We start from the raw sequence: 12,868 nt of genomic DNA on the forward strand, positions 1-12,868 counted from the left end.
CTTAGAAGTGCACGCCCCGCAGAAGCTGCTGCATGGCGATCTGCTCGGACGACATCTGCGGCGCCTTCTTGCCTTCGCCTTTGGCCGCGTCCGAATCCGGGAACATGCGGAAGCTGGTGTTCAGCACGATCTGCGCCACGCGCGGCATGATGGCGTGCAGCACCTGGCCGAAGATGCCCACGCGGGTGGCGATGCGCACCGGCTTGTACACGATGGCGTTGGCGACCAGGTCGGCCGCTTCCTCCGGCGACAGGGTCGGCACGTTCTGGTAGATCTTGGTCGGCGCAATCATCGGCGTGCGCACCAGCGGCATGTTGATGGTGGTGAACTTGATGCCCAGATCCTGCAGCTCCGACGAGGCGCAGCGCGTCCACGCGTCCAGCGCCGCTTTCGAGGCCACATAGGCCGAGAAGCGCGGCGCATTGGTCAGCACGCCGATGGACGAGATGTTGATGACGTGGCCGCGCTTCTTGGCCGTCATCGACGGCAGCAGCGCCATGGTCAGGCGCAGCGCGCCGAAGTAGTTCAGCTGCATGGTGCGCTCGAAGTCGTGGAAGCGGTCGTAGCTCGCTTCGATCGCGCGGCGGATGGAGCGGCCGGCGTTATTCACCAGCACGTCCACGCCGCCGTGGTTGGCGATCAGCACCTGGGCGAAGCGGTCGCAATCGGCCATGTCCGACAGGTCGGCAGGGTAGGTGATCAGCTCGAAGCCGCGCGCTTCCACTTCCTTCTTCGCTTCCAGCAGCTTGTCCTCGTCGCGGCCGCAGATGATGGTGATGGCGCCCGCTTCGGCCAGCTTGTGCGCCGCCGCCAGGCCGATGCCGGACGAGCCGCCCGTCACCAGCACCACCTTGCCGGCCACCTGGCCGCGCAGCGTGTGGTCGATGAACAGGTCCGGATCCAGGTTGCGCTCCCAGTAGTCCCACACCGGCGCGGCGTATTTTTCCAGCGGCGGGCAGGCGATGCCGGTGCCCTTCAGCGCTTGCGCGGTGTCGCGGTTGTCGAAGCGGGTAGGGTAGTTCACGAAGGTCATCAGGTCCGGGGGCAGGCCCAGGTCCTTCATCACGGCGTCGCGCACGCGGCGCACCGGCGACAGCGCGAACACGCCTTTCTTGATCGACTTCGGAATGAATCCGAACAGCGCGGCGTTGATGCGGATGCTCATGGTCGGCGCGTGCGCGGCGCGGCAGAAGGTGTTCAGCACTTCGCCCACGCGCATAGGCTCGGGGTCGGTCAGGTGGAAGGCGCGGCCGTCCAGCTTGGGCAGGTGGGAAATGTGGTCCATGGCGTTGACCACGTAGTCCACCGGCACGATGTTGATGCGGCCGCCTTCGATGCCGATGGTGGGCATCCACGGCGGCAGCAGCTGGCGGATGCGCTGTATCAGCTTGAAGAAGTAATAGGGGCCGTCGATCTTGTCCATTTCGCCGGTCTTGGAATCGCCCACCACCAGGCCGGGGCGGTAGACCCGCCACGCGCCCTTGGTTTCATTGCGGACGATTTTCTCGGATTCGTGTTTGGTGGCGAAATAGGGATGGTCGAGATTCTCCGCTTCGTCGAACATGTCTTCGCGGAAGATACCTTCGAACATGCCGGCGGCGGCAATCGAGCTCACATGGTGCAGCGTGCCGGCCTGGATGGCGTTGGCGAAATCGACGGTATTGCGCGTGCCTTCCACATTCACCGCGATCTGTTCCCCGGCGTCCGCCAGCATGTCGTAGACGGCGGCCAGGTGATAGAAATGGTCGATGGTTTTGGCTAGCTTCTTGATATCGTCCTTGGAGACGCCGAGCTTGGCGCTGCGCAGGTCGCCGAATACCGGAATGGCGCGGGCTTTGGTGGTGCCCCAATATTCATACAGGCCGGCCAGCTTGTCGCGGCTGCTTTCGCGCATCAGGAAATAGACGACGCTGCCTTTGCGCGCCAGCAGTTTTTTCACGAGGCGCTTGCCGATAAAACCGGTGGCTCCGGTAACAAAATATTGCATCAAGTCTCTCCTTTATTCTTAGGTATTTGCTGCGGACAATCATTACAGGATGGGCAACAAATGGCAAGCGCTGTTGCATAGTTGATTAGAACCGGCGCTCTACCCCATTAGAAGCCCATCTCTAGAAATGGGGCCTAGAATGATTTCATCAAAAGTAACGATCCAACCCAACGAAGTCCCACTGGAGCCCACTATGGTAAAGAAATTGAAATCCCTGGCGAACGCCGACGACAAGCAATTGGCCAGCGCAGTGCGCAATTCGGCCCAGCAAATCTGGCAAGCCGGCCTGGGCGCTTTTGCCAAGGCACAGGAAGAAGGCGGCCGCGTGTTCGCCAAGCTGGTCAAAGAAGGCAATGCGCTGCAGCAGCGCACCCGCGACCTGGCGGAAGACAAAGTATCGGAAGTGCGTGAAACGGTGTCCGGCGTGGGCAAGCAAGCCGCCGGTTCGTGGGACAAGCTGGAGCAGGTGTTCGAAGACCGCGTGTCGCGCGCCCTGGGCACCATCGGCGTGCCGACCCAGAAGGACGTGCAGGAACTGAACGCCCGCGTTGAGGCGCTGACCAAGGCCGTGGAAGCACTGACCGGCAAGAAGCTGGCCCCGGCCAAGGCCGCGCCGAAAGCCGCTGCAAAAACCGCCGCTAAACCAGCAACCAAGCCAGCAGCCAAGCCAGCCGCCAAGGCCGCGCCGAAAGCCGCCAAGCCAGCCGCTAAAGCCGCCAAGCCTGCAGCAAAAACCGCTGCCAAGCCAGCCGCCAAGGCCGCCAAAGCCGCAGCCAAGCCTGCTGCCAAAGCCGCCAAGCCGGCAGTGAAGGCCGCTCCAAAAGCCAAGGCTGCCCCCAAGGCCCCGGCGATTGCCTTCCCAACCGCTGAATCGGTAAGCGCCGCCAATAAAGCCGCTTAAGCAAGCCGGCTGTAACAGTTCCCTCGGTCCTCCTCCCCCGGTCCGTTCGCGGACCGGGTCCGAGGGAAAGCTGCAATGAAAGTCTATGCCTAGAAAACCCGCTGCCGCGCCTGCCGTGGCACCCAAGGTCGGCCTGGCCCTGGCCGGCGGCGGACCGCTGGCCGTCGTCTACGAGATAGGCGCCCTGGCCGCGCTGGCCGAAGCCATTGAAGGCCTGGACCTGAACGACGCCGAAATCTACGTCGGCGTCAGCGCCGGCGCCATCATCAGCGCCGCCCTGGCCAACGGCTACACCCCGCACCAGATGTGCCGCCTGTTCGTCGAGAGCGATGTGGACGATCCGCACGCCCCGGCCGGCGCCATGCTGTTCAAACCCGAAACCCTGCTGCGTCCCGCCCTGCGCGAGTTCGGCCGCCGCGCGCGCATGCTGCCCGGCCTGCTGGCCGGCGGCGCGCTGCACTATGCGCGCCAGCGCGGCAGCCTGGCATCGTCCTTCGAGCGCCTGACCGAAGCGCTGCCGGCCGGCTTCCTGTCCGGTGACGCCATAGGCAATTTCCTGAAGGCCGCCTTCGCCGCCCAGGGCCGCAGCAACGACTTCCGCCAGTTGCCGCGCAAGCTGCGCATCGTCGCCACCGACCTCGATACCGGCAAAGCCGTTTGCTTTGGCGAGCCCGGCTGGGACGACACGCCGATCTCGGTCGCCGTGCAAGCCAGCTCCGCCGTGCCCGGCTTGTTCCCGCCGGTGGAAATCGGCGGCCACCATTTTGTCGACGGCGCGCTGCGCAAGACCATGCACGGCTCCATCGCGCTCGAGCACGGTGTGGACCTGCTGTTGTGCGTGAATCCCATCGTGCCCTACAACGCGCGCTTCAGGCAGGGCGCGCGCAAGCTCACCAACGGCGGGCTGATCGACGTGCTGTCGCAGACCGTGCGTTCCATCCTGCACTCGCGCCTGGAGACCGGGCTGGCCAGTTACCAGGTCAGCCATCCGGACGTGGACATCCTGCTGTTCCAGCCCAGCGAGGACGATGCCGAGCTGTTCTTTACCAATATGTTCAGCTATAACAACCGCCGCCGCACCTGCGAGCAGGCCTACCAGAACACGCGGCTGATGCTGTGGCAGCAGCGCCACGAGCTGGGCCCCAAACTGGCGCGGCACGGCATGCGGCTGAAGCTGAACGTGCTGGAAGACAGCAGCCTGACCCTGGTGCGCCAGCGGCCGCGCCGCAAGGCGCTGGGACGGCTGGATGCGGCCCTGTCCGACCTGGAGCGCTACCTGAAAGTAGCGCATGGGCGCTGACCGGTACGCCGTTTCTAAAAGCGCATCATCGGTGTTATCCTTGCGGGAACAAAAACAAAGATCATCCGCCATGCTACAGAAAGCACCTCGCCGTACCCGCGAACGAATTCTCGAATTATCCCTGCGCCTGTTTAATGAATTCGGCGAGCCCAATATCACGACGACGGTGATCGCCGAGGAGATGAATATCTCGCCCGGCAATCTGTATTACCACTTCCGCAACAAGGACGACATCGTCAATTCCATCTTCACGCAATTCGAAGGGGAGATAGAACGCATACTGCAAGTGCCGGACGGCCGCCGCTCCAATATTGAAGACGTGTGGCTGTATCTGCATTTGATGTTTGAACTGATCTGGCGCTACCGCTTTTTCTACCGCGACCTGAACGACCTGCTGTCGCGCAACCGCAAATTGGAGCTGCATTTCAAGCAGATCCTGGCGCACAAGATCAAGGTCGCCAAGCAGCTGTGCGAAGACCTGCGCAGCGAAGGCTCGCTGGAAGCGTCGGACGCGGTGATCGAGGCCATGTCCACCAATATGGTGGTGGTGGCGACGTATTGGCTGTCCTACGAATATGTGCGCAACCCGCGCAAGTACAGCGAGCAGCAATCGATGGCGGACGCGCTGGCGCGCGGCTGCTACCAGGTGCTGTCGCAAATCGGCCCCTACCTGCGCAATGAAACGCAGCTGCTGTTCCAGAAACTGTCGGAAGAATACCTAAAAAAGATAAGCTAAGGAGATAAGCATGGCATGGAAGACCTTCCCGCATCCTGAAGACACTTACGTCTACACGGCAGCCAGCCTGAAAAAAGCCTGGCCGCGCCTGCACGCCAACGACGCCGAACCTTATCCGGCCAAGGCGGAACTGGTGCAGGCCTGGATCGCCTACCATGCCGGCGAGTTCGAGAAAGCCGCCGAGCTGGGCCTGGCGCTGGGCGCGGACGGCTACTCGGTAGCGCACCGCGCCACCTGCATCTACGCCACCTATCTGGAACCGAGCGAAAAGAAAAAGCTCGCCATCTTCCAGGAAGTGGCCGAGCGCTGCGAACAGCAGCAGCAAGAGCAGCCCAAGAACGCCGCCGCCTACTACTGGCACGCCTACTCGCTGGGCCGCTACGCGCAGGGCATCTCGGTGGTCAAGGCGCTGGCGCAGGGCATAGGCGCCAAGGTCAAGAACAGCCTGGACATGGCCATCAAGCTGGCGCCCAAGCACGCCGACGCGCACATTGCGCTGGGCAGCTACCACGCCGAGATCGTCGACAAGGTGGGCGCCATGATAGGCGGGCTGACCTACGGCGCGAAAAAGGAAGAAGGCTACAAGCTGTTCAAGAAGGCGCTGGAGCTCAATCCCGACAGTGCTATAGCGCGCATCGAATACGCCAATGCGCTGGCCATGCTGGACGGCAAGAAGAAAATGGACGAAGCTGTCGCCTTGTACGAAGAGGCAGCCGCATTCGAGGCGCGCGACGCGAACGAGCGGCTGGACGTGGAACTGGCGAAGGCCGAGATCGAGGAAGAATAAGTGAAATCGTTGTGTGTGTACTGCGGCGCCAATAGCGGCGCCACGCCGCGCTATGCGGAAGCGGCCAGGGCGCTGGCGCGCGGCATGGTGGAGCGCAACCTGTCGCTGGTGTACGGCGGCGGCAATGTCGGCCTGATGGGCGTGATCGCGGACGAAGTGCTGCGCCTGGGCGGCGAAGTGACGGGCGTGATTCCCACCGCCCTGGTCGAGCGCGAAGTGGGGCACACCGGGCTGACGCGCCAGTTCATCGTCAAGGACATGCACGAGCGTAAAGCCATGATGGCGCAGCTGTCGGACGGCTTTATCGCCATGCCCGGCGGCATGGGCACGATGGAAGAACTGTTCGAGATGCTGACCTGGTCGCAGCTCGGCATCCACAGCAAGCGGGTAGGGTTGCTGAATGTGGATGGCTTCTACGACAGCCTGGTAGGCTTCATCGGCCACGCCACCGGGCAAGGCTTCATCCGTCCCCAGCACGCCGAGCTGATGATGGTCGAATCGGTGCCCGGCACGCTGCTGCAGCGTTTCCTTTAACCCTGACCCCTTTTTGCATTTCAGCAGCTACCAGAGCTTGCTGCCGCTGATGTCGAGCTGCGTCAGGTAGAGGCGCAGGTCGAACTCGTATTGGTGGTAGTTCGGTTCCATATAGGTGCACAGCTTGTAGAAGGCTTTGTCGTGCTGCTTTTCCTTCACGTGCGCCAGCTCGTGCACGGCGATCATGCGCAGGAATTCCAGCGGCACTTCCTTGAACATGGTGGCCACGCGGATTTCGTGCTTGGCTTTCAGCTTGCCGCCCTGCACCCGCGAGATGGACGTGTGCAGCCCCAGCGCGTGGTTGATCACGTGGATCTTGCTGTCGAACGCCACCTTGTCGATCGGCGAGGCGTTGCGCAGGTGCTCGGTCTTTAAATCCTGCACGTACTGGTACAGCGCCTTGTCGGTGCGGATGTCGTGCGCGCTCGGGTAGCGTTTTTTCAGCACTTCGCCCAGCCTGTCCTGCGCAATGAGTTGCTGGACTTGCTGCTGCATTTGCTCGGAATAGGCGCTGAGGTACTTCAGGGGCTGCATATACGGACTGCCGGATAGGTGGGGAGGCGAGAATGTATCATATTCCGCTATATAATCAGGTATATTGCGGTTTTCCATCCAGAAGGAGTACTTGATGCTGAAGAAGATTTGTCTCGCCGCCGCGCTCGCGTCGGCCATGGGCGGCGCCTTCGCTGCGGATATCACCGTGTCCGCCGCCGCCAGCCTGACCAACGCCTTCAAGGAGCTGGCGCAGGCTTATGAAGCCGCGCATCCGGGCGACAAGGTGCTGCTGAACTTCGCCGCCTCGGACGCTCTCGTCGCCCAGATCGCCAAGGGCGCGCCGGTGGACGTGTTCGCCTCCGCCGACCAGGATGCGATGGACAAGGCCACGCAGCAGCAGTTGCTGGCCGCCGGCAGCCGCAAGAACTTCGTCAGCAATACGCTGGTGCTGGTGGTCCCGTCCGCCAGCACCTTGCCGCTGAAAACCCTGGCCGACCTGCGCCTGCCCGCCGTGGCCCGCATCACCATGGGCAACCCGGCCGGCGTCCCGGTGGGCCGCTACAGCAAGGAAGCGCTGGAGGCGGCCGGCCTGTGGGCCGCGGTCGAGCCCAAGCTGGTGTTTGGCACTTCGGTGCGCCAGAGCCTGGACTATGTGGCGCGCGGCGAAGTGGACGCCGGTTTCGTCTATGCCACCGATGCGCTGGTGATGAAGGGCAAGGTGAAGGTCGCGCTGCCGGTGCCGACCACCACGCCGGTGCTGTACCCCATCGCCGCCATCCGCACCGCGCCTAACGCGGCCGGCGCAAGCGCCTTCCTGGCGTTCGCGCAGGCGCCGGCCGGGCAGGCCATCCTGGCGAAATACGGCTTCGGGCGTCCGTAATAGATGCAGTCCGCATGGATCGCCCTTGCCCTGTCGCTGAAGGTGGCGCTGTGGGCCACGCTGCTGGACGTGGTGTGCGGCGTGGCCTTCGGCTACCTGCTGGCGCGCTGCCGTTTCCCCGGCCGCGACATGCTGGACGCGCTCCTGACCCTGCCCATGGTGATGCCGCCCACGGTGCTGGGCTACTACCTGCTGGTGCTGATAGGCCGCAACGGCCCGATAGGCCACTGGCTGCAGCAGCACTTCGGCATCAACCTGATTTTCACCTGGCAGGCGGCGGTGATCGCCGCCGCCGTGGTGGCGTTTCCGCTGGTGCTGAAGGCGGCGCGCTCCGCTTTTGAAACGGTGGACACGCAGCTGGAGGACGCCGCGCGCGTGCTGGGCGTCTCGGCCATCGGCGTGTTCCTGCGCGTGACCTTGCCGCTGGCCTGGCGCGGCGTGCTGGCCGGCACCTTGCTGGCGTTTGCGCGCTCCATGGGCGAGTTCGGCGCCACGCTGATGGTGGCCGGCAGCATCCCCGGCAAGACGCAGACGCTGTCCATCGCGGTCTACGAGGCGGTGCAGGCGGGGCAGGACGACACGGCCAACCTGCTGGTCATTATCACCTCCGTCACCTGCGTCGCCGTGCTGGTGCTGGCCAACAAGCTCACGCCCAAGCGGGAAGCCTGATATGCAGATCCAGATCGACATCGCCAAGACCCTGCGCGCCGGCACGCGCGAATTCACGCTCAAGGCGCGCCTGCGCTCGGACAGCCGCCGCATCGTCATCTATGGCGCGTCGGGAGCGGGCAAGAGCATGCTGCTGAAAGCCGTGGCTGGCCTGATTACGCCGGACGCGGGCAGCATAGAACTGGGCGGACGCCGCCTGTTCGACAGTGCGGCGCGCGTCAACCTGCCGGTGCAGCGTCGCCGCGTCGGCTATCTGTTCCAGGACTATGCGCTGTTCCCGCATCTGAACGTGCGGCAGAATATCGTATTCGGGCTGAAGCAGGGCTGGTTCAATCCCTCGCCGCGCGCGCACGGCGAACAGCTGGAATACTGGCTGGAGGCTTTCCAGCTGCAGGCGGTGGCGCACCAGTTTCCGTCGCAGCTGTCGGGCGGGCAGCGGCAGCGCGTGGCGCTGGCGCGCGCGCTGATCGCCGACCCGGCCGCACTGCTGCTGGACGAACCCTTTGCCGCGCTGGACCCGGTGCTGCGCGTGCGCATGCGCGCGGAGCTGGACGCCTTGCTGGCGCGCCTGGGCATCCCCATGCTGATGATTACCCATGATCCGGAGGATGCGCGCATCTTCGGCGACCATGTGCTGACGATGGCCGACGGCGCCATTGTCGAAGAAAATAGGGAGGGAGGCCGCCATGGCTGACAAAGATCAAGAACAAGGGCAGGAACTGGCTCTGCAAGGCAAAGTCTGGATGACGGTGGGCGGCCAGCAGCTGGGCGGTACGGACCGCGTGGCGCTGCTGGCCAGCATTGCCGAGCACGGTTCAATCACGCAGGCTGCCAAGGCCGTCAAGATGAGCTACAAGGGCGCGTGGGACGCCATCGAGGCGATGAACAATCTGGCCGGCGAACCGCTGGTGGAACGCCTGGCGGGCGGCAAGGGCGGCGGCGGCACGCGCCTGACCCGGCGCGGTGCGCAGCTGGTGGAGAATTTCCGCAAGATAGACCGCGAGCACCGCCTGTTCGTCGAGCACCTGAGCAGCCAGTCGCATGCGCTGGCCGATGATTTCCTTTTGATCCAGACCATGAAAATGAAGACCAGCGCGCGCAACCATTTTGCCGGCACCGTGGCCGCCATCAAGGCCGGTGCGGTGAATGATGAAGTGAGCATAGACATAGTGGGCGGGCAGCGCATCGTCGCCATCATCACGCGCGAGAGTACGGAAGCGCTGCGGCTGGCGGTGGGCTCGGCCGCGTTCGCGCTGGTGAAGGCGACCTCGGTGATCGTGGCGGTGCACGCCGACGGGACGCGGCTGTCGGCGCGCAACCAGCTGAAAGGCGTGGTGTCGCGCCTGGTGCCGGGCGCCGTGAATGCGGACGTGAGCATCGCCTTGCCGGGCGGCGGCACCATAGGCGCCACCGTGACGCTGGAAAGCTGCGCGGCCCTGGCACTGAAGGAGGGCATGGAAGTGACCGCCTTGTTCAAGGCCTCCAGCGTCATCGTCGGCGCACCGGGCTAGCAGCCGGGCCGGCCGGCGCCCTCATTTTTCTTCTGGTTTGTCGGCGCCCTGGCGGTTGCCGGCAGCGCGGCTGGCTGATTGGCGGCTGGCGGACTGGCGGCTCTCACCGCCCTTGCGGCCGATTTCCGCCATGTGCTCGCGGTCGCGGCTGACTGCTTCGCCGCCTTTCTGGCCGGCGCGGCGCGCTTCTTCGGAATCGAACTCGTGCGCCGTGCCTTTCTGGTGCGCGGCCTGGCCGCCCTTGCTCGCGATGCTGCGCTGCTGCGCTTCATCCATTGCCGCAAAGCCCCGTTTTGCCGTGCCCTTGGTGGTGCTGCTTTTGCCTTGTTCGCTTGTAGCCATGACCTTCTCCTTGATCTTAGTGAGTGTTGGACGGGCAGCCTAGCTGGCTGCTCCGTCAATTAGAGAAGTGTCGCGGCGCTTAGTTCCGCGAGTTTGAGGTTCAGGCGACTTTAAGCACAAGTTTGCCGAAGTTTTTGCCTTCGAACAGCATGGTCAGTGCTTGCGGGAAGTTTTCCAGGCCTTGCACCACGTCTTCCTTGCTCTTGATCTTGCCTTCCTTCAGCCAGCCCGCCAGCGCGGCCACGCCCAGGTGGTAGCGGTCGGCGTAGTCGAACACCACCATGCCTTCCATGCGGGCGCGGTTGACCAGCAGCGACAGGTAGTTGGCGGGGCCTTTCACCGGCGTGGTGTTGTTGTATTGCGAGATGGCGCCGCAGATCACGATGCGCGCCTTCATGTTGATGCGCGTGAGCACCGTGTCCAGGATGTCGCCGCCCACGTTGTCGAAATACACGTCCACGCCTTGCGGGCAGTGTTCTTTCAGGCCGTCGCGCACCGAGCCGGTCTTGTAGTCGATGCAGGCGTCGAAGCCCAGCTCCTTGACCACGAAGTCGCATTTCTCTTTGCCGCCGGCAATGCCCACCACGCGGCAGCCCAGCTGCTTGGCCACCTGGCCCACGGTCTGGCCCACGGCGCCGGCCGCGCCGGACACCACCACCGTTTCGCCGGCTTTCGGCTGGCCCACTTCCAGCAGGCCGAAGTAGGCCGTCATGCCGGGCATGCCCAGGGTGTTCATCCAGGTGGTCAGCGGCGCGAGCTTGCTGTCGATCTTGAAGAAGGACGCGGTCTTGTCGGTGGCCGCGCCTTGCCAGTAGGCCTGCACGCCGATGCCGCCGGAGACCACATCGCCCACCGCGAATTTGGGGGACTTGGAGGCCACCACTTCGCCCACGCCGCCGGCGCGCATCACTTCGCCGATGGCCACCGGGCGGATGTAGGATTTGGCGTCGTTCATCCAGCCGCGCATGGCCGGGTCCAGCGACAGGTACAGCGTCTTGACGGTGATCTCGCCGTCGGCCAGCTCGCGCAGCGCTTCGGCCGCTTGCTGGAAGTCGGTGTCTTTCGCCATGCCCACGGGGCGGCTGGCCAGGCGGAATTGCAGGTTCTCCAAGGTCATTTGTATGTCTCCAGATAGGTGAGGTTCTTAACTGCTTTGCTAACTATAGCGCAGAATTGAACGACCGTGCTATTTTTCAAATTCAGGGCGCGGCCGCGCAAGCGTGCGACAATAGCGGGTTGATATTCGTCTAACCTTACAAATTGACATGACGCATCCAGAATACATCCTTACTTTATCCTGCCTGGACCAGCGCGGCATCGTGCATCGCGTGTCGGGCTTCCTGGCTGAACACGGTTGCAACATCATAGACTCCGCGCAGTTCGGCGACGCGGAATCGCAGCTGTTTTTCATGCGCGTGCATTTTTCGCGCGACGAGCCGGGCGTGAGCGACGAGCAGCTGCGCGCCGATTTTGCCCAGCTGGCCGAGAGCATGAAGCTGGACTGGCAGCTGCGCGACGCGCACGCCAAGCCGCGCGTGATGCTGATGGTATCGAAAATCGGCCACTGCCTGAACGATTTGCTGTTCCGCTACAAGAGCGGCCTGCTGCCGGTGGAGATTCCCGCCATCGTGTCCAACCACATGGACTTCTACCAGCTGGCGGCCAGCTACAACATTCCTTTCCACTACCTGCCGCTGGCGGCCGGTGCGACCCAGGAGGCCAAGCTGGCGCAGGAAACGCGCATTATCGAGCTGATGGACAACCACCAGATCGACCTGGTGGTGCTGGCGCGCTATATGCAGATCCTGTCGCCGCAGCTGTGCGCGCGCCTGAAGGGCAAGGCGATCAATATCCACCATTCCTTCCTGCCGAGTTTCAAGGGCGCCAAGCCATATGCGCAGGCACACCATCGCGGCGTGAAGCTGATCGGCGCCACGGCGCACTTCGTCACCAGCGACCTGGATGAAGGCCCTATCATCGAGCAGGACGTGGAGCGCGTGGACCACTCCATGGACGCGGACACGCTGTCGGCCATCGGCCGCGACGTGGAGTGCGTTGTGCTGGCGCGCGCCGTGAAATGGTTCGTCGAACACCGCGTGCTGCAGAACGGCGCCAAGACCGTCGTCTTCAAATAACCCTTTAGAATTTAGTGAAGTAAGCAATGGCACTCAAGGCAACAATCTACAAAGCAGAACTATCGATTGCGGACATGGACCGCAATTACTACGACACGCATGTGCTGACGCTGGCGCGCCATCCGTCCGAGACCGACGAACGCATGATGGTGCGCCTGCTGGCGTTCGCCATCCACGCGCACGAGCACCTGACCTTCACCAAGGGCCTGTTCGACGTGGACGAGCCGGACCTGTGGCAGAAGGATCTGACCGGCGCCATCCAGCTGTGGATCGAAGTGGGCCAGCCGGATGACAAGAAGCTGCTGAAAGGCGCGGGCCGTTCGGAGCACGTGGTGGTGTACAGCTACAACGCCACCAGCCATATCTGGTGGAAGGCGCTGGCGAACAAGGTGGAGCGCGCGAAGAACCTCAGCGTGATCAACCTGCAGTCCGAGGCGACCGAGCAGCTGGCCAAGATGGCCCAGCGTACCATGCAGCTGCAATGCACCATCCAGGACGGCCAGATCTGGCTGACCGACGGCGCCGACACGGTGCTGATCGAGCGCGAAACCTTCAAGGACGAGCGCTAACCCGCCGGCACTGTGGCACAAT

15 protein-coding genes are annotated in these 12,868 nt (G+C 63.6%); 11 read left to right on the forward strand and 4 right to left on the reverse strand.

What is annotated here, in order from left to right; translation table 11 throughout:
- Position 1 precedes the first annotated feature (1 nt).
- Positions 2–1,987: an SDR family oxidoreductase gene (locus KT882_RS11700; protein WP_161075109.1), complete on the reverse strand. Its 1,986-nt coding sequence runs from the start codon at positions 1,985–1,987 to the stop codon at positions 2–4.
- A gap of 193 nt (positions 1,988–2,180) precedes the next feature.
- On the opposite strand from KT882_RS11700, the gene KT882_RS11705 reads away from it, so the two are divergent.
- The 5 genes from KT882_RS11705 (at position 2,181) to KT882_RS11725 (ending at position 6,245) form a co-directional block, all read left to right on the forward strand.
- The gene (locus KT882_RS11705) at positions 2,181–2,888 is read left to right on the forward strand and encodes a phasin family protein (protein WP_161075110.1); all 708 of its coding nucleotides are present in this window, start codon (positions 2,181–2,183) and stop codon (positions 2,886–2,888) included.
- Positions 2,889–2,973: 85 nt separating this feature from the next.
- The gene (locus tag KT882_RS11710) at positions 2,974–4,188 is read left to right on the forward strand and encodes a patatin-like phospholipase family protein (protein WP_161075111.1); all 1,215 of its coding nucleotides are present in this window, start codon (positions 2,974–2,976) and stop codon (positions 4,186–4,188) included.
- A 70-nt stretch (positions 4,189–4,258) separates the two neighbouring features.
- Entirely contained in the window at positions 4,259–4,924 is a 666-nt protein-coding gene (locus tag KT882_RS11715) for a TetR/AcrR family transcriptional regulator (protein WP_161075112.1), read from the forward strand.
- A 10-nt stretch (positions 4,925–4,934) separates the two neighbouring features.
- Positions 4,935–5,711 carry a tetratricopeptide repeat protein gene (locus KT882_RS11720; RefSeq protein WP_161075113.1) on the forward strand — a complete coding sequence of 259 codons (777 nt, stop codon included), beginning with the start codon at positions 4,935–4,937 and terminating at the stop codon, positions 5,709–5,711.
- Positions 5,712–6,245 carry a TIGR00730 family Rossman fold protein gene (locus KT882_RS11725; RefSeq protein ID WP_161075114.1) on the forward strand — a complete coding sequence of 178 codons (534 nt, stop codon included), beginning with the start codon at positions 5,712–5,714 and terminating at the stop codon, positions 6,243–6,245.
- Between the two features lie 27 nt (positions 6,246–6,272).
- On the opposite strand, the gene KT882_RS11730 is transcribed toward KT882_RS11725, so the two are convergent.
- Positions 6,273–6,779: a YgjP-like metallopeptidase domain-containing protein gene (locus KT882_RS11730; RefSeq protein ID WP_161075115.1), complete on the reverse strand. Its 507-nt coding sequence runs from the start codon at positions 6,777–6,779 to the stop codon at positions 6,273–6,275.
- 94 nt (positions 6,780–6,873) lie between these two features.
- Between KT882_RS11730 and modA the strand changes: the two genes are divergently transcribed.
- Genes modA through KT882_RS11750 form a run of 4 tightly spaced genes read left to right on the forward strand, consistent with a single transcriptional unit; the run spans position 6,874 to position 9,800 of the window.
- On the forward strand, positions 6,874–7,620 hold the full coding sequence (gene modA / locus KT882_RS11735; RefSeq protein ID WP_228895874.1) for a molybdate ABC transporter substrate-binding protein: 747 nt from the start codon (positions 6,874–6,876) through the stop codon (positions 7,618–7,620).
- 3 nt (positions 7,621–7,623) lie between these two features.
- Positions 7,624–8,289 (forward strand): molybdate ABC transporter permease subunit, encoded by a 666-nt coding sequence (modB, locus tag KT882_RS11740; RefSeq protein WP_161075117.1) that lies wholly within the window; start codon positions 7,624–7,626, stop codon positions 8,287–8,289.
- Between the two features lies 1 nt (position 8,290).
- Positions 8,291–8,983, forward strand: coding sequence for an ATP-binding cassette domain-containing protein (locus KT882_RS11745; protein WP_228895876.1), 693 nt, complete (start codon positions 8,291–8,293; stop codon positions 8,981–8,983).
- Complete coding sequence (locus tag KT882_RS11750) at positions 8,976–9,800, forward strand: TOBE domain-containing protein (protein WP_161075119.1); 825 nt, start codon at positions 8,976–8,978, stop codon at positions 9,798–9,800. Before KT882_RS11745 ends, KT882_RS11750 begins: the two co-directional genes overlap by 8 nt.
- 21 nt (positions 9,801–9,821) lie before the next feature.
- On the opposite strand, the gene KT882_RS11755 is transcribed toward KT882_RS11750, so the two are convergent.
- On the reverse strand, positions 9,822–10,142 hold the full coding sequence (locus KT882_RS11755) for a KGG domain-containing protein (protein WP_161075120.1): 321 nt from the start codon (positions 10,140–10,142) through the stop codon (positions 9,822–9,824).
- Between the two features lie 100 nt (positions 10,143–10,242).
- On the reverse strand, positions 10,243–11,259 hold the full coding sequence (locus tag KT882_RS11760; RefSeq protein ID WP_228895878.1) for an NADP-dependent oxidoreductase: 1,017 nt from the start codon (positions 11,257–11,259) through the stop codon (positions 10,243–10,245).
- A gap of 148 nt (positions 11,260–11,407) precedes the next feature.
- On the opposite strand from KT882_RS11760, the gene purU reads away from it, so the two are divergent.
- Positions 11,408–12,277, forward strand: coding sequence for a formyltetrahydrofolate deformylase (purU, locus tag KT882_RS11765; RefSeq protein ID WP_161075122.1), 870 nt, complete (start codon positions 11,408–11,410; stop codon positions 12,275–12,277).
- Between the two features lie 26 nt (positions 12,278–12,303).
- Positions 12,304–12,846, forward strand: a complete 543-nt coding sequence (locus KT882_RS11770) for a YaeQ family protein (protein WP_161075123.1) — start codon at positions 12,304–12,306, stop codon at positions 12,844–12,846.
- Positions 12,847–12,868 lie beyond the last annotated feature (22 nt).

Source organism: Pseudoduganella aquatica, assembly GCF_020865585.1.
GTDB lineage: Bacteria > Pseudomonadota > Gammaproteobacteria > Burkholderiales > Burkholderiaceae_D > Rugamonas > Rugamonas aquatica_A.

Coding starts and splice junctions, on each gene's coding strand:
- KT882_RS11700 (WP_161075109.1), bottom strand. CDS start 1,987: ATGCAATATTTTGTTACCGGAGCCACCGGTTTTATCGGCAAGCGCCTC.
- KT882_RS11705 (WP_161075110.1), top strand. CDS start 2,181: ATGGTAAAGAAATTGAAATCCCTGGCGAACGCCGACGACAAGCAATTG.
- KT882_RS11710 (WP_161075111.1), top strand. CDS start 2,974: ATGCCTAGAAAACCCGCTGCCGCGCCTGCCGTGGCACCCAAGGTCGGC.
- KT882_RS11715 (WP_161075112.1), top strand. CDS start 4,259: ATGCTACAGAAAGCACCTCGCCGTACCCGCGAACGAATTCTCGAATTA.
- KT882_RS11720 (WP_161075113.1), top strand. CDS start 4,935: ATGGCATGGAAGACCTTCCCGCATCCTGAAGACACTTACGTCTACACG.
- KT882_RS11730 (WP_161075115.1), bottom strand. CDS start 6,779: ATGCAGCCCCTGAAGTACCTCAGCGCCTATTCCGAGCAAATGCAGCAG.
- modA (WP_228895874.1), top strand. CDS start 6,874: ATGCTGAAGAAGATTTGTCTCGCCGCCGCGCTCGCGTCGGCCATGGGC.
- modB (WP_161075117.1), top strand. CDS start 7,624: ATGCAGTCCGCATGGATCGCCCTTGCCCTGTCGCTGAAGGTGGCGCTG.
- KT882_RS11745 (WP_228895876.1), top strand. CDS start 8,291: ATGCAGATCCAGATCGACATCGCCAAGACCCTGCGCGCCGGCACGCGC.
- KT882_RS11750 (WP_161075119.1), top strand. CDS start 8,976: ATGGCTGACAAAGATCAAGAACAAGGGCAGGAACTGGCTCTGCAAGGC.
- KT882_RS11755 (WP_161075120.1), bottom strand. CDS start 10,142: ATGGCTACAAGCGAACAAGGCAAAAGCAGCACCACCAAGGGCACGGCA.
- KT882_RS11760 (WP_228895878.1), bottom strand. CDS start 11,259: ATGACCTTGGAGAACCTGCAATTCCGCCTGGCCAGCCGCCCCGTGGGC.
- purU (WP_161075122.1), top strand. CDS start 11,408: ATGACGCATCCAGAATACATCCTTACTTTATCCTGCCTGGACCAGCGC.
- KT882_RS11770 (WP_161075123.1), top strand. CDS start 12,304: ATGGCACTCAAGGCAACAATCTACAAAGCAGAACTATCGATTGCGGAC.